Source organism: Catenibacterium sp. GCM10023432, from assembly GCF_042651925.1.
Lineage (GTDB): Bacteria > Bacillota_I > Bacilli_A > Erysipelotrichales > Coprobacillaceae > Catenibacterium > Catenibacterium mitsuoka.
Window position 1 is genome coordinate 36,228 of the sequence record NZ_JBHSEB010000009.1, and the last position, 19,628, is coordinate 55,855.

Below are 19,628 nucleotides of genomic sequence, written 5' to 3' on the forward strand. Positions count from 1 at the left end.
TGTGTTATACTTTCATTAAGTTCAGAGTATGAACAAGAAAGGTGTAAAAGAAAATGTTGAAATTCTTGAAAATGGAAGGTATCGGGAATGATTATGTTTACTTTGACGGAATCAATCAGAATGTTCCAACAGATGAAACATTTATCAAGAAGGTATCTAATCGTCATATAGGTATTGGCAGTGATGGTGTCATTATCATCTTACCAAGTGAAACATGTGATTTCAGAATGCGTATGTTCAACCTTGATGGAAGTGAAGGAAAGATGTGTGGAAATGGAATCCGCTGTTTTTCTAAATTTGTGTATGATCAAGGCTTAACTGATAAGACAACATTGAAGATTGAAACACTTGCAGGAATAAGAACCTGTGAATTGAATGTAGAAGATGGAAAGGTAACAAGTGTCTGTGTAGATATGGGTGAACCAATTACTCTATGTTCTGATATTCCGGTGAATTATTCTAAGGTAGAGATGGTGAATGCACCTATTGAAATAGATGGCAATACATACTATTGTACAGCTGTTTCTATGGGTAATCCGCATGTCATCCAGTATGTAGATACACTTGATTTTGATATCGAAGCAATTGGTCCTAAGTTTGAGCATGCTTCTTTATTCCCTGAATCAGTGAATACAGAATTTGTAAAGGTTGTTGATAGAGGACATCTAAAGATGCGCGTATGGGAAAGAGGCAGTGGTGAAACAATGGCTTGTGGTACAGGCGCATGTGCTGTGATGTATGCAAGTTATCTCAACAACAAGTGTGATGAGAAAGTGGATGTAGAATTATTAGGGGGTCATCTTCAGATTGAACTCCGTGATAAGAAGATATTTATGACAGGTCCTGCAAGGACTACTTTTGAAGGTACATTGAAGGAGGAAAATATAAGTAACTAAATATATTGACTGTTGTGATTAAATGTGTTCAAATCCCCTCAAAGGAGAACGTCAAAATGAACACATCAAATATTACAAATTATAAACCAAAGGATTTTGCTGAACTTTTAGGCGTATCTGTTAAGATATTATAACGTTGAGATATAGAAGGAACTCTAAAGGCAAGCCGAACCCAAACTAAAGGCATTATTATACTTATAATCATCATTTACTAAATCAAGTTACATTTTTAAGTTTGGTAATACAAAAGAATTATTGCAGACCAGTGTATCGAAGAATATGGAAACCGTGTAACTTTTTATTGGATGAAGTAATGGAATAAAAAATCAAAATCACAATTTGAATACCTACAAAACATAGGTTAGGGAAATTAAATTTCATAAACACCTATTAAAAGGCGTTCTTGAAGCTGAACCTAGTACATAGATTTTCCATTTGTTCTATAATTAGCTTAGAAATCAGATGGAAAACTCGTTCAGGATATTGTTTCAATACTTCATGTTTTCTCCTGTAGGCTGTCTGGTCTTCGTAAGTATAAAAAACTGATAGAAAGGGATGAGAAAATTGCTGAAGAGCTTCAAAACGGAAATAAATCCAACAGAGGAGCAGAAAGTCAGGATTCGTAAAACAATTGGTACTTGCAGATTTATCTATAACTTCTATCTTGCTCATAATAAGGAGCTTCATGAAAGTGGCAAAAAGTTTATGAGCAGCAGCCAGTTTAGAGTATGGCTTAACAACGAGTATCTTCCGAGTCATCCGGAATATTCCTGGATCAAGGAGGCTTATTCAAAATCGGTAACACAGGCAGTAAATAACGGACAGACCGCATTTAAAAGATTCTTTGATCATAAGAGCGCCTTTCCAAAATTTAAGAAGAAAGGCAGATCTGATGTGAAAATGTATTTCGTAAGGAATAATCCAAAAGATTGCCTTTGTGAAAGACACCGAATCAAGATTCCGTCACTTGGCTGGGTACGCATCAAAGAGAAAGGATATATTCCCACAACAAAAAACGGATACGTAATTAAGAGCGGTCATGTCTCAATAAAGGCTGACAAATACTATGTTTCAGTTCTTATAGAAATCCCAGATAGAAGGACAGCCAATAATTCCAGTAAAGGAATTGGCATTGACCTTGGATTAAAAGATTTTGCGATTGTATCTAATGGCAAGACCTATAAGAACATCAATAAATCTGCAAAATTAAAGAAGCTTGAAAAAAAGCTTATTCGAGAACAGAGAAGACTTTCTCGAAAGTATGAAAATATAAAGAAAGGAGGGTCCACTCAAAAAAGAAATATACAGAAACAAAGGCTTAAGATACAGAAGCTTCATCATAAAATAGACAATATTCGTACTGATTACATCAATAAGACAATCGCAGAGATAGTGAAAACCAAGTCATCTTATATAACGATTGAAGAACTAAACGTATCAGGAATGATGAAGAACAAGCATCTTTCAAAGGCAGTTGCTTCGCAGAAGTTTTATGAATTTAAAACAAAGCTTCAAGCTAAATGCAAGGAGACTGGAATTGAACTTCGAATAGTAGATAGATGGTTCCCATCATCTAAGACATGTCACTGCTGTAAAAGTATCAAGAAAGATTTAAAGCTTTCAGATAGAATTTTCAGATGTGACTGTGGCTATATTGAAGACAGAGATTTCAATGCTGCACTTAATCTGAGAGATGCTACAACTTACGAAGTTGCATAAATAAACGCAAGCGTAGGTATGTACCGAAGGCTATTTCGGGAATTTACGACTATGGAGTGCACTAGAACTTGTGAGTAGATATGATTTCGGTCAATCCAAAGCATGCACGGTGACATAGTAAGTAATGTTCGTGAGAACTTACATTATCTCGATGTGAGTATATTTAATCACATTTTGAGTGGCAGGAAGACTATGCTTAAAACTGCAGAAGAAATTATCCAGTATATTGGAAATGCGAAAAAACAAACACCAGTCAAGGTATATATCAATGGTCATGATTTACCTAAGGATGAAGGATTCAAGATGTTTGGTACAGAAGATTCAAAAATCTGTATTGGAGATTTAGATGCAATCCGTACTTATTTAGAAGAAAACAAAGATAAGATTACAGAAACTTATATGGAACAGGATCGTCGTAATAGTGCGATTCCTATGATTGATATGACAAATATCAATGCTCGTATTGAACCAGGCTGCTTTATCCGTGAACATGTCACTATTGGAGATAATGCAGTTATCATGATGGGTGCAGTTATCAACATTGGTGCTAAGATTGGTGAAGGTTCTATGATTGATATGGGTGCAGTACTTGGAGGACGTGCTGAAGTTGGTAAACATTGTCACGTTGGTGCAGGTGCAGTGCTTGCAGGTGTTATTGAACCCCCTTCAGCAAATCCAGTTGTCTTAGAAGATGACGTATTGATTGGTGCCAATGCGGTTGTTATTGAAGGTGTAAGAATTGGTAAGGGTGCTGTCGTAGGTGCAGGTTCTATCGTTACTAAGGATGTACCAGCAGGTGCCGTTGTTGTGGGTAACCCAGCTCGTATTGTGAAAGAAGAAAAAGACGACCAGACAAAAGATAAGACTCAGTTAATGGATGATTTAAGAAAGATCTAATCATGGATGACTTAAAGAGATGGCGCAGGGATCTACATCAGATTCCTGAGCTAGGATTAAAAGAGACACAAACAACAGCTTATCTAAAAGCCGAACTGGAAAAGATGGGGTATCAGCCACATCCATTATTAGAAACAGGACTCTATGTCTTTATTGATCATGGCTATGGTAAATCAGTGGCTTTTAGAACAGATATTGATGCCTTACCTGTCAATGAAGAAACAGGTGTAGACTTTGCCTCTACCCATAAAGGAATCATGCATGCCTGTGGACATGATGGCCATATGACTGCACTTCTAGGCTTTGCGAAGGCTTTAAAAGAGAATAAAGAACCTATTCTTTATGATATTCTTTTAATCTTCCAGCCTGCTGAAGAATCTCCTGGAGGAGCACGCATTGTCTGTGAAAAAGGTTTATTAAAACAGTTTAACGTAGAATCTATTTTTGGTATTCACCTCATGCCTTTGTTAGATGAAGGTGTGATTGCTTCTAAACCAGGTGGTTTAATGGCTGAATGTGGTGAATTAGATGTAAAAGTAATAGGAAGAGGGGCTCATGCAGGACTACCTCATGAAGGTGTAGACTCTTTACTTATTGCTTGTTCTTTAATAAATGAATACCAGCATATTTTGACAAGAATGAAGACACCATTCCATCCGTCTATTATGAATATTGGAGAAATTCATGGTGGTACAGCACGTAATAGTGTTGCCAAGGAAACAGAATTCCATGGCACAGTACGTTGTTATAGTGATGAAATGTTTGCACATCTTACGGATTCTATAGGACGTATTAATAAAGGTTTTGAAGAAGCTTATGGATGTCAAATTGAGTGGAGCTGTCCACCATTCTATCCAGCTGTCATCAATGATAAAAAGCTATTTAACTATGTCTCATCAATCACTTCATTAAAAGAACTTGATGAACCACTCATGCTTGCTGAGGATTTCTCTTTCTATCAGAAAGAGGTAAAAGGTCTATTTATCTTTGTCGGTACTAAAACAAAGGAATTCCAAAGTGGACTTCATACAGGTACATTTAATTTTAATGAATCTGTATTACAGTCTGTTGTGGATATGTATATGAAAATCATTTTGAATTATCAGGAGGAGAAGTAATGGGGTATTATGAAGAAGGAGAACAGTATTTTCTTCATGCATATGGTAGATATGATACTGTTTTAGATCATGGAGAAGGAGTATATCTCTATGATACAGAAGGTAATAAATACTTAGATTTCTATAGTGGTATTGGTGTCAATTCACTTGGTTATGGTTATCCTGCTTATGTAGAAGCAGTAGAGAAGCAGTTAAAGACATTAACTCATGTGTCTAACTATTTCTATACTGTCCCAGCCATTGAAGCAGCTAAGAAAGTAGTGGAGGCAACTCGTCTTTCAAAGGTATTCTTCTGTAATTCAGGTGCAGAAGCAACAGAAGGGGCATTAAAGCTTGCTCGTAAGTATTACTTCTTAAAACATCATAAGGCTGATAGTGAAGTCATCGCTTTCCATCAGTCATTCCATGGACGTACTACAGGTTCTGTTAAGTTAACTGGTAATGCACATTATCAGCAGGCATTTGGTCCATTAATGGAAGGTGTAAAATATGCTACTTTAAATGACTTAGAAAGCGTTAAAGCCTTACTTACTGATCGTACCGGAGCTATTATTGTAGAACCAGTACAAGGTGAAGGTGGTGTCAATCCTTGCACAAAAGAATTCTTACAGGGATTAAGACAAATCTGTGATGAAAAAGATATTTGTCTTATTCTTGATGAAGTACAGTGCGGTATGGGAAGAACAGGAACTATCATGACTTATTTCCAGTATGATATCTTACCTGACATTGTCTGTCTTGCGAAAGGTATTGGCTGTGGTGTGCCAGTAGGTGCTTTTGTGGCTAATGAAAAGTATGCAGAGGCAATGGAACCAGGAGACCATGGAAGTACTTATGGAGGTAATCCATTTGTGACTGCTGCTGTTTCTACTGTATTTGATATCTTAAAGAAAGATTCAATTGTAGAAAACTGTAGTGAAGTATCTGAATATCTTCTAGAAGAGTTAGATAAAGTTGTTGATGATTATGACTGTGTCGTAGGTCATAGAGGTTTAGGATTAATGCAAGGAATTGTATTAAATGTCCCAGCTAAGAAATATGTCCAGGCATTGCTTGATGAAGGTGTCATTGTAGTAACTGCAGGTGAAAAGGTGATTCGTTTATTACCACCTCTAGTAATCACAAAAGAACATGTTGATGAATTTATTGCTAAACTTAGAAAAGTTTTAGCTTAAAATATTAAGAAATCTCCCACTTGTAAAGGAATAAGTAAGTGGGAGGTTTTTTATATGCGTAAATATCCTATATATCTTCAGGATGATGAAATATCCTGCGGTGTCTATTGTATCAAGATGATATTGAAATATTATGATATTGAAGAAGACACCCTCAACATTAAAAGAAAAGCACGAATGGACCATACGGGTACAACCATTAAGGGGTTAGTAGAAACATTTAAAGCCTATGCGATAGAAGCCAAAGCATACCATGCTTCTTTATCAGATATTAAAGAACATATTACTTTGCCCTGTATCTTACATACATTAGAAGAGGGCATAGGACATTTTGTAGTGCTCTATGAAATCAAGGAAGATACTTATATTATTGGTGATCCTGCACATGGTATTGTGGTCTATGATCAAGAAGAATTGGCATCAATTTATACAGAAAATGTAGTATCCATCACTCATATTGGACGTTATTTTGAATATGAGAATAAGACATTTAAACAGTTCTTGAAGGAAATCAAGAAGCTCTATCATAAGGATATTAGAAAATTAGGTAGCTATACATTCTTTATCACATTATTCTCTTATGTATTATCACTTATTTATGCTTCACTTATTGATTATATGAAGGTCAAAACACCGAGTGTGATATTAATAATTGTTTCAGGTGCTTACTTGCTTATTGGTTTAATGAAGATTGGTATAGAAAAGACAAAAGAGAAGAAAAGTATTCTTTTAACTCGTGCTTTTGACAAGGAATTTGTGTATACAAGTATCAGCCATGCAATAGACTTGAAAGGAGATACAGGAACATTACATCCACAGATCATGGATTTATACCAGTTAAGTCAGTTCTGTATTGCGTATTTTAGTATCTTCTATGTAGATCTTGTATCTATTCTATTAGAACTACTTGGTTTATTACTTATTTCTAGACAGTTATCTTTAGTGCTTGTTGTTGTATTAGCGATTCTATCTCTCTTTATCTATTTTAAAAGTAAACACTTCTTAGAACTCTATAAGGATTATATTGCAGCTCATATTGAGTCTTCTCATGCACTGATTGATTATTTGGACCAGAGGGAAATAGGAAAGAGATATTATGGAAAACATCAATGGCTAAAAAGATATGAACACTATTATGAAAATGAAGCCAATCATAAGCAAGATCAAGAAGAATTCTCATTGACACTCTCTGCTGGTATGCATGTGATCCAAATACTTGGAGAAGCACTTATATTATTTGTAGGGTTATTTCTTTATCATCAAAAGAGTATTCGTATGGGTGAATTGATTTTATTTTATATGGTTTATAATATGATTCTTATTCCTCTTATTCATCTTTGTACCACTCTAGTGGAATATTCCCAAAGTACAGTACTTTATGAAAAGTATAAGGAACTCACTACACCATTACCGCAAGGTCAATTGCTTATAGAAGAACCCATTCATGCTATTCATATGAATAATGTTTCTTATGCTTATGGTTTTCATGAGCCTGTTTTAAATCATCTTGATTTAGAAATAGATCATTCTTTCTTCTTGTTTGGAGATAATGGATCAGGTAAGTCTACCTTAGCTTATTTACTCGAAGGCAATGATTCTCACTATCGTGGTGAAGTACTCATAAATAATAAACCTTTAAAGGATATCAATCAGGATTCTTTAAAGAAACATATCATTCTTGTACAGGAACATGAATCATTTATTCCTGGTTCTATCAAAGAGGTATTGAATTGTGAGGATGAAAAACGTATACTTCATGTATTACTTTCCTTAACAGGCGAAAGATTAATTGAATTAGGAGACTCACCCATCACTTCTCAGGGACTTCCTTTATCCTTAGGAGAACAACAGATTCTTTCTCTTGCACGTGCCTTGTTGTGTGATGGAGATATTTATATTCTTGATGAGGCCCTGAGTCATCTTTCTTTTGAACGTAAAGAAATCATCATTCAAACTTTGTTTGAGACTTATCAAGAAAAGTTGTTTATGGTGATTTCACATGATAAAAAAATCATGAACATGGGATATGACTATGTTATAATGGATAAAGGAAAAATCATCGAGAAAGGGTGATCATAAATGAATATAGATTTTGTATTTGATAATGAAGTAGATAACTTTGAAAATAATTATGAACAGGATTTTATAGCTATTATTGAACAGGCATTAAAGACTTTAGGTATTGAAGATGATGTAGAAGTATCATGTGTACTTGTAGATGATGAAAGAATACATGAAATTAATAGAGAATATCGTCATATAGATCGTTCCACTGATGTTATCAGTTTTGCGATGGAAGATAATGATCAGTTTTATGTGGAAGGCATGCCTAGAACCTTAGGGGATATTTTTATTTCTGTAGATCATGCTAAGAAACAGGCAGAAGAATATGGTCATTCTTTAAGAAGAGAAATGTGTTTCTTATTTACACATGGTATTCTCCACTTACTTGGTTATGATCATATGACTGATGAACAGGAAAAAGAAATGTTTGGTTTACAGGATGAGATTTTAGGTGCCTTAAGTATTGAAAGAGAGGGAGTCTAATGGATTATCAATATCTAGTGGATGAAGCCTTTAAGGCAAGAGAAAATGCCTATGCCCCTTATTCACATTTTAAAGTAGGCGCATGCTGTGAACTCAATGATGGTAAGATGATTTATGGTGCCAATATTGAAAATGCAGCTTATGGCTCTACAATGTGTGCTGAACGTAATGCAGTCTTTCAGGCTTATTGTCAAGGCTACCGTAAAGAGGATATTAAAGCACTTGCGATTGTCGGAGATGGACCGACATTGATTTCACCTTGCGGTTCATGTCGTCAGGTATTGAGTGAACTTTTAAAGCCTGATACACCTATTGTATTAGGAGCAAGAGATCACTATGAAGTGACAAATATCTATGAATTATTACCTAGAAGTTTTAGTGAGGAGGATTTATGAGTTATAAATCAGGTTTCGTAAGTATTGTAGGACGTCCTAATGTAGGAAAATCTACTTTATTAAATCATATTTTAAAGACAAAATTAGTTATTACATCACCTACTGCCCAGACTACAAGAAATACAGTTCAGGGTGTTTATACAGATGATGAAGCACAGATTGTATTTTTAGATACACCTGGTATTCATAAACCACAGGATGGTTTAGGTTCATTTATGAATACAACAGCTTTAAATAGTATCGTAGGAACTGATGTGATTTTATTTATCGAACCTGCCAATGAACGTATTGGCAAGGGGGACCGCTTCATTGTAGAAAGGCTAAAGAAAGCAGAATGTCCTGTCTATCTTGTTTTAAATAAGGCGGATCTTCTTTCAAAAGATGAATTAATGGATAAGTTGATTGAATGGAATCAGATGATGGACTTTAAGGAAATCATCCCAATCAGTGCACTTAATGGGGATAATGTGGATGAATTAATCAAGACTGTAAAACAGGATTTACCAGAAGGTCCAGCTATTTATCCAGAAGATACAATTACAGACCATCCAGAACAGTTTATTATGGCTGAATTCATTCGTGAAAAGATTCTTTATTTCACTCATGATGAAATTCCACATGATGTGGCAATAGAAATTGAACAGTGGATTGAAGATGAAAATGGATTAGACATCATGGCTGTCATTATTGTGAATAGAAAAAGCCAGAAAGGTATTATTATTGGTAAGCAGGGGACAATGATCAAAAAGATCAAAGATCAGGCAAGACGTGATATGAAGCGTTTTGCGGGTGTTCCTGTTAAGCTTTCACTCTTTGTAAGAGTAGAAAAAGACTGGCGTAATAAAGCACAGTATTTAAAGGAATTTGGTTACAACCAGGATGATTACTCATAATATTGAGAAAACTAAAGGGGTTGTACTTAAAATGACTCCTTCAAAAGAATCTGATGCGATACTTTCTATTTATACACATGACTATGGTCGTATATCTGTCTATGGAAAAGGAATTAGAAAGATCAATTCTAAAAACGCCCGTGGAGTGACACCTTCTTCGTTAAGCTTATTTGAATTGAATATACGTAAAGGCTTGTCTACTCTTGTACGTGCAACAGGAATTGAATACTATATACATATCCAGGATCATATAGAAACAGATATTCTTGCACAATGTTTATTGGAATATTATTATCGCTATGTTCCTGAAAATAAACCGGATCTAGATACTTATGCATTTTTGGTTGATGCCCTTAAAGCAATAGATACAGGATATTCATATAAATTGATTTATGCATTGATTCTTGTCTTTATTATGAAAGATAACGGAATAGAGTTAGAAGTAGATGGGTGTGTCCATTGTGGACATACATCAGTCACTTCTTTTTCACTTGTAGATGGTGGATTTGTATGCCATAAGCATCAAACACCACAGGATGTACAGATGTCTATAGAAGCTTTAAAGGCAGTACGTCATATTTATAAGACGCCGATGGCGCATATTGATACATTGTCTATAGATGAATCTGTACTTAAAGAGATTTTATTCATATTTGAGTATTATATTGATGAATATTGTGGAATATATCTCAATGCGTTGCGTTTTGTGAAGGAATGGATATAGGGGAGGATGGATGTATGAAGCACGAAGAAACTTATACATCAACACTACATACACATGTTCACTTTTTCGTTTATGAACCACAGGTGATCATTAGAGTTAAAGCTGTTTTATTTGTACAGCATGATCTCAATGAAAATGCATGTAACTATGATCATTTTGCGAATTTCATGTGTGATAAAGGGTATGTTGTCGTAGTGAGTGATATGGTCGGACATGGTCATTCACTGATTGATTTTGAACAGGGTTATTTTGGAAAAAGAGAAGTACTTGATCATTTGATGAAGGATATGCATCGTCTTCAGAAAATCATGATGGCACGCTATACAGATACACCTTATTTTTATTTAGGAACTGGCTTTGGTGCGCAGATGATTCGTGAATATGCAGCACGCTTTGGTGATTATTTCCAGGGAATGTTGTTGATGGGAGCGGTGTCTGGGGTCAGAGCGTACCGCTATAAGAATCTTTGTCTTAACTTCTTTAAGCTGCTGAAGGGTGAAAGATATCATTTAAATAAGCTTGCATTAAGAAACAGAATGAAGTTATCACATCGTTTCAATGAAGATCATCCATTCTCTTATCTTACAGATAATGAAAAATTAGTAGATAGATTTTCTAATGATACATTGACGAATTTTTCTTATACAGTTAAAGGGTATAGTGATATCTGTAAGATTTCTAGACATGCCAATAGTGAAGAGACATACCAGAAAACACCGTCTTATTTATCTACATGGATTGCATCAGGTGCACTTGATCCTCTCACTCGTCTAGGTAAAGATGCGCAGTTGATTTATCATAACTATAAAACACTAGGTATGGCCGATATCACATTAAAAATTTATGACAACAAACGTCATGCATTACTATTTGGCAAGGATCGCATCAATGTCTATACAGACATTCTCACCTGGTTAAACGAACGTACTTATATCTAACCTTTCTTTAAGAAAGGTTCTTTTTTATACCCTTATGATTGGTTGACAAATATACACTATAAGGGTATAAATAGTGGGACTATAAAGTTCATGGCTTAGGTTATTCCTAAGTCATTTCTTATCTCAAGGAGGAAAATATGGCTACAAAAGATATGGAAAAGCTAATTGCACATGCAAAAGGTGAAGGTTTTGTCTATCAGGGATCAGAAATCTATGATGGACTCGCAAATACATGGGATTACGGACCAATGGGTGTCCAGTTAAAGAATAACATCAAAAATTTATGGTGGAAGAGATTCGTTCAGGAATGTCCTTACAACGTAGGTATTGATTCTGCAATCTTCATGAATCCAAGAGTTTGGCAGGCAAGTGGACATGTAGGTAACTTCAATGACCCACTTATTGACTGTAAACAGTGTAAATCAAGACATAGAGCGGATAAATTAATTGAAGCTTATGATCCTGAATTACATCCAGATGGATGGACTCCAGAAGAAATGATGACTTTTATTAGAGAACATAACATCGCATGTCCTGAATGTGGCGGACATGATTTCACAGATATCAGACAGTTCGAATTGATGTTTGAAACATCTATGGGTGTTGTAAAGGATGCTAAGAGCAAGATCTACTTAAGACCAGAAACTGCTCAGGGTATCTTTGTAAACTTCAAGAATGTTCAGAGAACAACACGTAAGAAATTACCATTTGGTATTGGACAGATTGGTAAATCATTCCGTAACGAAATTACTCCAGGTAACTTCATTTTCCGTACGAGAGAATTTGAACAGATGGAACTTGAATTCTTTACTAAACCAAATGAAGATTTAGAATGGTTTGAAAAGTGGCGTCATGACTGTATGCAGTTCTTATATGATTTAGGTATCAATAAAGAAAACTTAAGATACAGAGACCATGACCAGAAAGAACTTTCTTTCTACTCTAAAGCAACAACAGATATCGAATACTTATACCCATTTGGATGGGGTGAATTATGGGGTATCGCAGATCGTACTGATTATGACTTAGGACGTCATCAGGAATATTCTAAGAAGAACTTAGAATACTTAGATCCAGACACTCATGAAAAGTATCTTCCATACGTTATTGAACCATCAGTAGGTGCTGACCGTTTATTCTTATCAGTTCTTGCAGATGCATTCGAAGAACAGAAACTTGAAAATGGTGATGTAAGAAAAGTAATGCATTTCCATCCTGCATTAGCACCAGTAAAAGTTGCAGTATTACCTCTTACTAAGAAACAGTCTGATGAAGCAATGGCACTTTATAACGAATTAGTGAAAGACTTCTATTGTGAATATGATCAGGCAGGTCAGATTGGTAAGAGATATAGAAGACAGGATGCAATTGGTACACCATTATGTGTCACTGTAGACTTCGATACAGCTGAAGATCATAGCGTTACTGTAAGAGATCGTGACACTATGGAACAGATCAGATTACCAATTGATCAGTTAAAAGATTATATTGCAGATAAAACACGTTTTAACTAAGAGGAAGTAATAGATGACAAGATTATCACAGGAAAAGATTGATGAAATCAGACAAAGCGTAGATATCGTTGATGTGATGGGCCAGTACCTTGAACTTCATAAAAAAGGCAAGAACTATATGGCTATCTGTCCTTTCCATGATGATAATCATCCATCTTTATCTATTTCACAATCAAGACAGATTTATAAATGTTTTGTATGCGGCAACGGAGGGAATGTCTTCACATTCATCCAGGAATATTTGAAGGTCCCTTTTGTAGAAGCCGTTATGAAAGTAGCAGAGTTTGGACATGTTGATATGTCCGGCTATTCACTAGAGAAGCGTGTTGTGAAAGTAGATGAAGCGCTTGCACCTCTTTATGATATGCACGCTTTTGCATTAAAACTTTATATGTATTATCTCTATACCCAGTCAGGTAAACAGGCACTTGATTATTTACGTCATCGTGGTTTTGATGATGATCTCATCAAGATGTTTGGGATTGGTTATGCGCCAGAAAAATCCATTTTACATGAACGTTTCCAGAAAGAAGGCTATACTGAGGTGGCTCAGGTCAAATCAGGCCTAGTCTTAGAGAATGAACGTCATTATGATCGATTCCATGATCGTGTGATGTTTCCTCTCTATGATGAATTTGGAAAGGTTGTAGGTTTTTCTGGAAGAGTCTATAAAGCTCAAGATAAGAATTCTAAATATATGAACTCACCAGAGTCCGATATATTTATTAAAGGTAAAACACTTTATAATTACCATCGTGCGAAAGAAGCAGTTCGTCAGGCAGGCTTTGTCTATATTAATGAAGGGTTCATGGATGTGATTGCGATGCATCGTGCCCATCACGATAACTGTATTGCCTTGATGGGGACAGCTCTTACTAAAGATCATTTAAGAATGTTGAAGCGTATGACACGTACGATTCATTTGTGCTTAGATGGTGATATGGCCGGTCAGGCTGCCGCAATGAAGTCCAGCGATTTACTTACATCACAGGGCTTTGAAGTCAAAATCGTTCTTTTACCTGATGGACGAGATCCAGATGAAATCTTATCAACAGAAGGTATAGAAGGTCTTGATGCGGTTTTAAAGGATACATTAAGTCCTATTGACTTCATGATGGCCTTTGAATGTTCAAGACTTGATTTACGTAATTATGAAGATCGTAAAACTTTGCTTGTCAAAGCATGTGAGAAGATTGCGAAGATAGAAGATAGAATTGATCGTGGACATTATATTGCGAAGCTATCATCATTGACTGATTTCCCTAAGGAAATCATTGAGGAACAGCTACTCAATAGTTCCGCTATTCTAGAACATCGTGAACAGTTCTCTCAAAATCGTATAGAAACAATTCAGGACCAGCGTCCTATTCTAGATAAATATACTTTGGCAGAAAAGAATTTATTATTCTATATGTTGAATGACCGTCAGGTCAGTGATATTTATGAGGCAAAAGCAGGCTTTATGCATAATGATACATATCGTGCATTAGCCGCTTATATTAGAGACTATTATCGTACCCATAAGACAATGGATGTGGCGAACCTTATCGATAAGATTGGGAGCTCTCATTCAGCTCTTGTCAATGCATTGACAGATATTGCGGAGTGTTCACTTCCACTTCCTTATCAAAAAGAAGTAATTGATGATTATATTGCGAGAATTACAGAAAATACCAAGAATATTCGTGAACAGGAACTGCAGCAGCAGTTCAAGGATGTTCTTGCACCCAGCGCAAAAGCTGAGATTCTCCAGAAACTAATTGATTTGAAAAAGGAGTAGCTATGGCAAAAAAGGATAAAGCAGTACAGGGTATTACTCTTGAAGAACTTGAAAAAACGCTGATTAGTGCCGCTAAGGCTAAAGGCAACCGTTTAACTCAGGATGACTTAGATGCTTTCCAGTCTAGATATGATTTAGATGATGAAGCATATGAAAACCTTATTGATGCAATCAATGAAAACCACATTGAAATTGAAGATGGTTTAGATGCATTAGAAATAGATGATGATGACTTCATGGCTGGAGGGGCAGATGATCTTGATGACCTTGAAGGCTTAGAAGTAGATACAGATGATGATACAGGTGATGATGATATCGCAAATCTAGATTTCGGTAATGATCTAGATATGGACTTTGGTGATACAAATAAGATGTATAACCAGTCTGATGACGATGATGATATGAACCAGTTAGGTTCTAACGTTAAAATCAATGACCCTGTTAAGATGTACTTAAAGGAAATTGGTCGTGTAGACTTATTAACTCATGAACAGGAAATTGAACTCGCAAAACGTATTCTCGAAGGTGATGAACAGGCTAAGAAAGAACTTGCAGCTGCAAACTTAAGATTAGTTGTATCTATCGCTAAGAGATATGTAGGTCGTGGTATGTTATTCCTAGACTTAATCCAGGAAGGTAACATGGGTCTTATTAAGGCTGTAGAAAAGTTTGATTATACAAAAGGATTTAAGTTCTCTACATATGCAACATGGTGGATCAGACAGGCTATTACTCGTGCTATTGCCGATCAGGCACGTACTATCCGTATTCCAGTACATATGGTAGAAACTATCAATAAGTTAACTCGTATTCAGAGACAGCTTGTTCAGGAATTAGGTAGAGAACCAACTGCTGAAGAAATTGCAGAAAAGATGGATGGTATGACACCTACAAAGGTAAGAGAAATCCAGAAGATTTCTTTAGAACCAGTTTCTTTAGAAACACCTATTGGTGAAGAAGATGATTCTCATTTAGGTGACTTCATTGAAGATGAAGGTGCTATGAGCCCTGATGATTATGCATCTAACGAATTATTAAAAGATGAATTAAATGAAGTATTATTAGAACTTACAGATAGAGAAGAAAAAGTATTAAGACTTAGATTCGGTCTAGATGATGGACGTACAAGAACACTTGAAGAAGTAGGTAAAGAATTCAATGTTACTCGTGAACGTATTAGACAGATCGAAGCAAAGGCTTTAAGAAAATTAAAACATCCTTCACGCTCTAAACGTCTAAAGGACTTCTTAGATCACTAATGAAGCTTCATTCAAAACGTCTAAGCAAAGTTGCTTGGATGATTGAAGAACATAAACAAGGAACTATCCTGGCAGATATCGGCACTGATCATGCCTATCTGCCTTGTTTTTTACTTGATGAAAAAATCATCACATCAGCTTATGCATGTGATGTAGCGGAAGGACCTCTCTCTAGTTCTAAAGAAACAATTCAGTCTTTACATCTTGAAGATCAAGTCATCCCATTACTAGGTAATGGATTAGATCCTATCATCGATAAGAAAGTAGATATGATCTCTATTTGTGGTATGGGGGGCTTATTGATGAGTGAAATATTAGATGCCCATCTTGACTATGTAGAAGATAAAATACTCTTCTTACAGGCCAATACAGCCATTGATTTATTAAGAGAATACTTAATGAATCATAACCTACAGATTATTGATGAAGCATTGGTCAAAGATGCCCATCATATTTATGAAATCATGGTTGTGAAAAAAGGCCATCAGGAATTAGATGAAAAAGATATTCTCTTTGGACCAGTCCTTAGAAAACAGAAGGATCCTCTCTTTATTGAGAAGTGGGAAAGAGAACTAAAGATTCAAAGACGTATATTGGATTCATTAAATACTGAACATGAAAAATATGCAAAGGTATTACATTCTATTGCCTTAATTGAAGAAGTACTCTAGGTACTTCTTTTTTGTGTTATAATGATTGAAACGGAAGGTGATATTTATGAAAGCAGAACAGATTATTAAAATCATGGAATCTCATTATCCTTTAAACTGTCAAGAGGACTGGGATCATTGTGGATTACAGGTGGGTAATATTCATACTGATGTGAATAAAATAATGATTGGTTTAGATGCAGACTTACAAACTCTACAGGAAACCATTGATGCAGGATGCCAGATGTTGATTACCCATCATCCATTCTTATTCAATACATTGACTTTAGATACTACAACACCTGTAGGACAGTTTATAGAAGCAGCAGTTAAAAATAATATTGTCGTCTATAGTGCGCATACATCTTTAGATAAGATTTCCATGAATAGATGGTTGATGGAAGCATTAGGATGTTTAAATATTGAAGATGCTGATGAATCTAATATTACGAAGAAGGGTGTACTCCCAGATACAATGGGCATGTATGAATTCTTAGACTATGTAAAGAAAGCTTTTAATATTCCATCAGTCAATTATGCAGGTAAAGTGAAAGAAGTCTCTACAGTAGGAATATGTGGTGGCTCTGGAGGAGATTTAATAGATGAAGTCGCTCCACAGGTCGATGCTTATGTCACAGGTGATTTAAAATATCATAGTGGTTTAAAAGCATTAGATTATAATATTCTTTTAGTAGATGTAGGACATCATGTAGAAGTCATTATGGTACATAAATTAAAAGAATTATTAGAAAAAGAAATAGATTGTGAAATCGTAGAAGCCACTTCTCCAGGTTATTTCAAGGGGTATTAGGATGATTCTGACTACAATAGCGTATTTAAAGAAAGATGGGAAAACATTACTTCTTCATCGTATTAAAAAGAAGAAAGATATCAATGAAGGTAAATGGATTGGTGTAGGTGGTAAATTAGAACCAGGTGAATCACCTGATGAATGTGTAAAAAGAGAAATACTAGAAGAAACAGGTTATACAGTGCATTCAGTTAGATGTCATGGTTATGTCACATTCCCAGGTCTTTATTATGGTGAAGATGAAGGTATGTTTGTTTATTCTTGTCATGACTTTGAAGGGACATTAAAAGAATGTGATGAAGGTGTTCTTGAATGGGTGGATGATGATTTAATTCCTGATTATCCACAATGGGAAGCTGATTATCATTTCTTAAACTGGATGGAAGATGATCATTATCATCATGCTAAGGTTGTTTATAAGAATGATGAACTTATAGAATATAAAGAAGAAATCTATTAAAAAAGAGCGCGGTTTAGATTAATCCGTGCTCTTTCATATTCTTATAAATACCATCATTCGCAATATCATCACATACTTCATCAGCAATAGCCTTTAAACCTTCTTTCGCATTACCGACTGCAACGCCATGAGCTACAAATGTCAGCATCTCTGCATCATTCATGCCATCACCGTATGCATATGTATCCTTTTGATCAATACCTAAATGGTTAATAAGTGCTTCAATGGCAGTATGCTTATTAACGCCTGCTACAGATAATTCACCTGATGCATCACCAAATGCAGGAACAGTACATTCAATCACCTGGAATGCATCACTAAACTGCTTTCTAATCTCCTCAAATGGAATACTTTCATGTTCTAAGAAACAAATCTTATTCACATCATTTCTATACATATTTTCATTTTCAATGAGTGCAGTAATAAAATGACTCGGTTCCTCTTCCTTTTTTCTTTTTGCTTCAGGATCATTTTCTAGATCACCATAGATGATGCTTTCTAATCTTTTAATGAGGTTCTTAGAGGCAAATAAACCACCATTAGACTCTAAATAATAGTCATAATGATTTGTTTCAAAGAAGTCTACAACACGATGAACATCTTCATCACTGACCTTCTTATGATATAACATCTTATCACCCATCTGTACAAATCCGCCGCCAGCACCAATGATGCCATCAAATCCTACATCTAGAATATAAGGATAGATTTCTGCAAGAGAACGTCCTGTACAAAGGTAACATAAATTTCCTTTTTTACGTGTCTCGTGCACTGCCTGGATAGTTGATTCAGGAATACATTCCTTTACAGGTCTCACATCTACTAAAGTTCCATCTACATCAAAAAATATTATCTTCTTACTCATATATATACTCCTATAACATCTTTTCATAAGGTATTTCAGGTTTAATAAAACTATCTGGGTTATTTTCATCATACTGCTTCAAGAAATCTATAATCTGATTAGTCAATACAGTAGGTGTAGAAGCTCCAGAACTTACTCCTACATGCTTCTTTCCTTTAAGCCATGATAAGTCTAACTCTTCAAGACTTCCAATCATATGAGTCTCTTTATGTGCTTTCTCCATACTGATAGAAGCTAGCTTCTTTGTGTTATTAGAATGTGGATCACCTACAATAATGACTAGATCAATATCTTCATCCATTTTCGCAATAGCTTCCTGTCTAATCTGTGTTGCAGAACATGTTTCCTTCATGATTTCTACATCTAATTTTTCTTTCGCATACTCACATAAATCATAGACATCATAAAGGGACATAGTTGTCTGGTTTGTCATGACATAATGTTTATCTTTATCGAGTGTCTCTAAATCCTTCTTAGATGTAATTAAATGAATATGTTCAGGATCAATCAATAATGCACCTTCAGCTTCAGGATGATTCTTTTTACCTATATATAAAACATCCTTCCCATGCTTTAACTGTTCTTTAATAAGTGTATGTGTCTTAATAACATCTAAACATGTTGCATCCACTACATTGAGTCCTTTACTCTTTGCCTTCTCAATGACACAGTCTCCTGCACCATGTGCTGTAATAATGACTGTTCCTTCATTGATTTCATCAAGAAGTTCCATTCTTGTCTTACTTGCATCCTCAATTGTGATGGCACCGCGTTTCTTTAATGCATCCACAATAAACTGATTGTGGACAATCATACCAAGTACAGTAATAGGACCTGGCTGTTCTATTGTCTCTTTCACAATATTAATGGCACGTATAACACCTTTACAATATCCTCTAGGGACAATTCCTGTGACTTTCATATTTTCCTCCATTTCCCCGCACCTTCGTTGCGCGGACACAAATATATAACCAAACTCAAATCCAC

General features: G+C 35.4%; 19 protein-coding genes and 1 pseudogene. 18 read left to right on the forward strand and 2 right to left on the reverse strand.

Going from position 1 to position 19,628, the window contains the following annotated elements:
- Positions 1 to 53: 53 nt before the first annotated feature.
- The 18 genes and pseudogenes from dapF to ACFOZZ_RS02575 all read left to right on the forward strand — a co-directional run bounded on the left by dapF (position 54) and on the right by ACFOZZ_RS02575 (position 17,776).
- Positions 54 to 896, forward strand: a complete 843-nt coding sequence (gene dapF, locus ACFOZZ_RS02495) for a diaminopimelate epimerase (RefSeq protein ID WP_278779132.1) — start codon at positions 54 to 56, stop codon at positions 894 to 896.
- A gap of 56 nt (positions 897 to 952) precedes the next feature.
- A pseudogene (locus tag ACFOZZ_RS13300) lies at positions 953 to 1,522 on the forward strand (IS607 family transposase).
- Positions 1,452 to 2,615, forward strand: a complete 1,164-nt coding sequence (locus ACFOZZ_RS02500; RefSeq protein ID WP_376814626.1) for an RNA-guided endonuclease InsQ/TnpB family protein — start codon at positions 1,452 to 1,454, stop codon at positions 2,613 to 2,615. Before ACFOZZ_RS13300 ends, ACFOZZ_RS02500 begins: the two are co-directional and overlap by 71 nt.
- A gap of 192 nt (positions 2,616 to 2,807) precedes the next feature.
- Positions 2,808 to 3,512: a 2,3,4,5-tetrahydropyridine-2,6-dicarboxylate N-acetyltransferase gene (gene dapD, locus ACFOZZ_RS02505; RefSeq protein ID WP_376814627.1), complete on the forward strand. Its 705-nt coding sequence runs from the start codon at positions 2,808 to 2,810 to the stop codon at positions 3,510 to 3,512.
- Positions 3,513 to 3,514: 2 nt separating this feature from the next.
- On the forward strand, positions 3,515 to 4,630 hold the full coding sequence (locus ACFOZZ_RS02510) for a M20 metallopeptidase family protein (RefSeq protein WP_376814628.1): 1,116 nt from the start codon (positions 3,515 to 3,517) through the stop codon (positions 4,628 to 4,630).
- Positions 4,630 to 5,805, forward strand: a complete 1,176-nt coding sequence (locus ACFOZZ_RS02515; protein WP_279068630.1) for an aspartate aminotransferase family protein — start codon at positions 4,630 to 4,632, stop codon at positions 5,803 to 5,805. Before ACFOZZ_RS02510 ends, ACFOZZ_RS02515 begins: the two co-directional genes overlap by 1 nt.
- 54 nt (positions 5,806 to 5,859) lie before the next feature.
- Positions 5,860 to 7,878 (forward strand): cysteine peptidase family C39 domain-containing protein, encoded by a 2,019-nt coding sequence (locus tag ACFOZZ_RS02520; RefSeq protein ID WP_055233889.1) that lies wholly within the window; start codon positions 5,860 to 5,862, stop codon positions 7,876 to 7,878.
- Positions 7,879 to 7,884: 6 nt separating this feature from the next.
- Positions 7,885 to 8,352: an rRNA maturation RNase YbeY gene (gene ybeY, locus ACFOZZ_RS02525; protein WP_055233888.1), complete on the forward strand. Its 468-nt coding sequence runs from the start codon at positions 7,885 to 7,887 to the stop codon at positions 8,350 to 8,352.
- Positions 8,352 to 8,747, forward strand: coding sequence for a cytidine deaminase (cdd, locus tag ACFOZZ_RS02530; RefSeq protein WP_055233887.1), 396 nt, complete (start codon positions 8,352 to 8,354; stop codon positions 8,745 to 8,747). Before ybeY ends, cdd begins: the two co-directional genes overlap by 1 nt.
- The gene (era, locus tag ACFOZZ_RS02535; RefSeq protein ID WP_006505515.1) at positions 8,744 to 9,640 is read left to right on the forward strand and encodes a GTPase Era; all 897 of its coding nucleotides are present in this window, start codon (positions 8,744 to 8,746) and stop codon (positions 9,638 to 9,640) included. The genes cdd and era overlap by 4 nt, the downstream gene beginning before the upstream one ends.
- Positions 9,627 to 10,364, forward strand: coding sequence for a DNA repair protein RecO (gene recO, locus ACFOZZ_RS02540; RefSeq protein ID WP_055289248.1), 738 nt, complete (start codon positions 9,627 to 9,629; stop codon positions 10,362 to 10,364). Before era ends, recO begins: the two co-directional genes overlap by 14 nt.
- A gap of 14 nt (positions 10,365 to 10,378) precedes the next feature.
- Complete coding sequence (locus tag ACFOZZ_RS02545; protein WP_055233885.1) at positions 10,379 to 11,302, forward strand: serine aminopeptidase domain-containing protein; 924 nt, start codon at positions 10,379 to 10,381, stop codon at positions 11,300 to 11,302.
- A 137-nt stretch (positions 11,303 to 11,439) separates the two neighbouring features.
- Positions 11,440 to 12,816: a glycine--tRNA ligase gene (locus tag ACFOZZ_RS02550; RefSeq protein ID WP_055233884.1), complete on the forward strand. Its 1,377-nt coding sequence runs from the start codon at positions 11,440 to 11,442 to the stop codon at positions 12,814 to 12,816.
- Positions 12,817 to 12,829: 13 nt separating this feature from the next.
- Positions 12,830 to 14,596, forward strand: coding sequence for a DNA primase (gene dnaG / locus ACFOZZ_RS02555; protein ID WP_278779014.1), 1,767 nt, complete (start codon positions 12,830 to 12,832; stop codon positions 14,594 to 14,596).
- Positions 14,597 to 14,598: 2 nt separating this feature from the next.
- Positions 14,599 to 15,855, forward strand: coding sequence for an RNA polymerase sigma factor RpoD (gene rpoD / locus ACFOZZ_RS02560; RefSeq protein ID WP_329966243.1), 1,257 nt, complete (start codon positions 14,599 to 14,601; stop codon positions 15,853 to 15,855).
- Entirely contained in the window at positions 15,855 to 16,526 is a 672-nt protein-coding gene (locus tag ACFOZZ_RS02565; RefSeq protein WP_055233881.1) for a tRNA (adenine(22)-N(1))-methyltransferase, read from the forward strand. The genes rpoD and ACFOZZ_RS02565 overlap by 1 nt, the downstream gene beginning before the upstream one ends.
- A gap of 46 nt (positions 16,527 to 16,572) precedes the next feature.
- Complete coding sequence (locus ACFOZZ_RS02570) at positions 16,573 to 17,316, forward strand: Nif3-like dinuclear metal center hexameric protein (RefSeq protein WP_376814629.1); 744 nt, start codon at positions 16,573 to 16,575, stop codon at positions 17,314 to 17,316.
- Position 17,317: 1 nt separating this feature from the next.
- A complete protein-coding gene (locus ACFOZZ_RS02575) occupies positions 17,318 to 17,776 on the forward strand; it encodes an NUDIX hydrolase (RefSeq protein ID WP_278779017.1) in 459 nt (152 codons plus the stop codon).
- Positions 17,777 to 17,789: 13 nt separating this feature from the next.
- On the opposite strand, the gene ACFOZZ_RS02580 is transcribed toward ACFOZZ_RS02575, so the two are convergent.
- Both ACFOZZ_RS02580 and ACFOZZ_RS02585 read right to left on the reverse strand, forming a co-directional pair.
- Complete coding sequence (locus ACFOZZ_RS02580) at positions 17,790 to 18,641, reverse strand: Cof-type HAD-IIB family hydrolase (RefSeq protein ID WP_376814630.1); 852 nt, start codon at positions 18,639 to 18,641, stop codon at positions 17,790 to 17,792.
- Between the two features lie 10 nt (positions 18,642 to 18,651).
- Positions 18,652 to 19,563 carry a 4-hydroxy-3-methylbut-2-enyl diphosphate reductase gene (locus ACFOZZ_RS02585; protein WP_055233877.1) on the reverse strand — a complete coding sequence of 304 codons (912 nt, stop codon included), beginning with the start codon at positions 19,561 to 19,563 and terminating at the stop codon, positions 18,652 to 18,654.
- Positions 19,564 to 19,628: the final 65 nt, after the last annotated feature.

Excerpts from the sequence above, each read along its gene's own strand:
- dapF (WP_278779132.1), top strand. The coding sequence starts at position 54 with ATGTTGAAATTCTTGAAAATGGAAGGTATCGGGAATGATTATGTTTAC.
- ACFOZZ_RS02500 (WP_376814626.1), top strand. The coding sequence starts at position 1,452 with ATGAGAAAATTGCTGAAGAGCTTCAAAACGGAAATAAATCCAACAGAG.
- dapD (WP_376814627.1), top strand. The coding sequence starts at position 2,808 with ATGCTTAAAACTGCAGAAGAAATTATCCAGTATATTGGAAATGCGAAA.
- ACFOZZ_RS02510 (WP_376814628.1), top strand. The coding sequence starts at position 3,515 with ATGGATGACTTAAAGAGATGGCGCAGGGATCTACATCAGATTCCTGAG.
- ACFOZZ_RS02515 (WP_279068630.1), top strand. The coding sequence starts at position 4,630 with ATGGGGTATTATGAAGAAGGAGAACAGTATTTTCTTCATGCATATGGT.
- ACFOZZ_RS02520 (WP_055233889.1), top strand. The coding sequence starts at position 5,860 with ATGCGTAAATATCCTATATATCTTCAGGATGATGAAATATCCTGCGGT.
- ybeY (WP_055233888.1), top strand. The coding sequence starts at position 7,885 with ATGAATATAGATTTTGTATTTGATAATGAAGTAGATAACTTTGAAAAT.
- cdd (WP_055233887.1), top strand. The coding sequence starts at position 8,352 with ATGGATTATCAATATCTAGTGGATGAAGCCTTTAAGGCAAGAGAAAAT.
- era (WP_006505515.1), top strand. The coding sequence starts at position 8,744 with ATGAGTTATAAATCAGGTTTCGTAAGTATTGTAGGACGTCCTAATGTA.
- recO (WP_055289248.1), top strand. The coding sequence starts at position 9,627 with ATGATTACTCATAATATTGAGAAAACTAAAGGGGTTGTACTTAAAATG.
- ACFOZZ_RS02545 (WP_055233885.1), top strand. The coding sequence starts at position 10,379 with ATGAAGCACGAAGAAACTTATACATCAACACTACATACACATGTTCAC.
- ACFOZZ_RS02550 (WP_055233884.1), top strand. The coding sequence starts at position 11,440 with ATGGCTACAAAAGATATGGAAAAGCTAATTGCACATGCAAAAGGTGAA.
- dnaG (WP_278779014.1), top strand. The coding sequence starts at position 12,830 with ATGACAAGATTATCACAGGAAAAGATTGATGAAATCAGACAAAGCGTA.
- rpoD (WP_329966243.1), top strand. The coding sequence starts at position 14,599 with ATGGCAAAAAAGGATAAAGCAGTACAGGGTATTACTCTTGAAGAACTT.
- ACFOZZ_RS02565 (WP_055233881.1), top strand. The coding sequence starts at position 15,855 with ATGAAGCTTCATTCAAAACGTCTAAGCAAAGTTGCTTGGATGATTGAA.
- ACFOZZ_RS02570 (WP_376814629.1), top strand. The coding sequence starts at position 16,573 with ATGAAAGCAGAACAGATTATTAAAATCATGGAATCTCATTATCCTTTA.
- ACFOZZ_RS02575 (WP_278779017.1), top strand. The coding sequence starts at position 17,318 with ATGATTCTGACTACAATAGCGTATTTAAAGAAAGATGGGAAAACATTA.
- ACFOZZ_RS02580 (WP_376814630.1), bottom strand. The coding sequence starts at position 18,641 with ATGAGTAAGAAGATAATATTTTTTGATGTAGATGGAACTTTAGTAGAT.
- ACFOZZ_RS02585 (WP_055233877.1), bottom strand. The coding sequence starts at position 19,563 with ATGAAAGTCACAGGAATTGTCCCTAGAGGATATTGTAAAGGTGTTATA.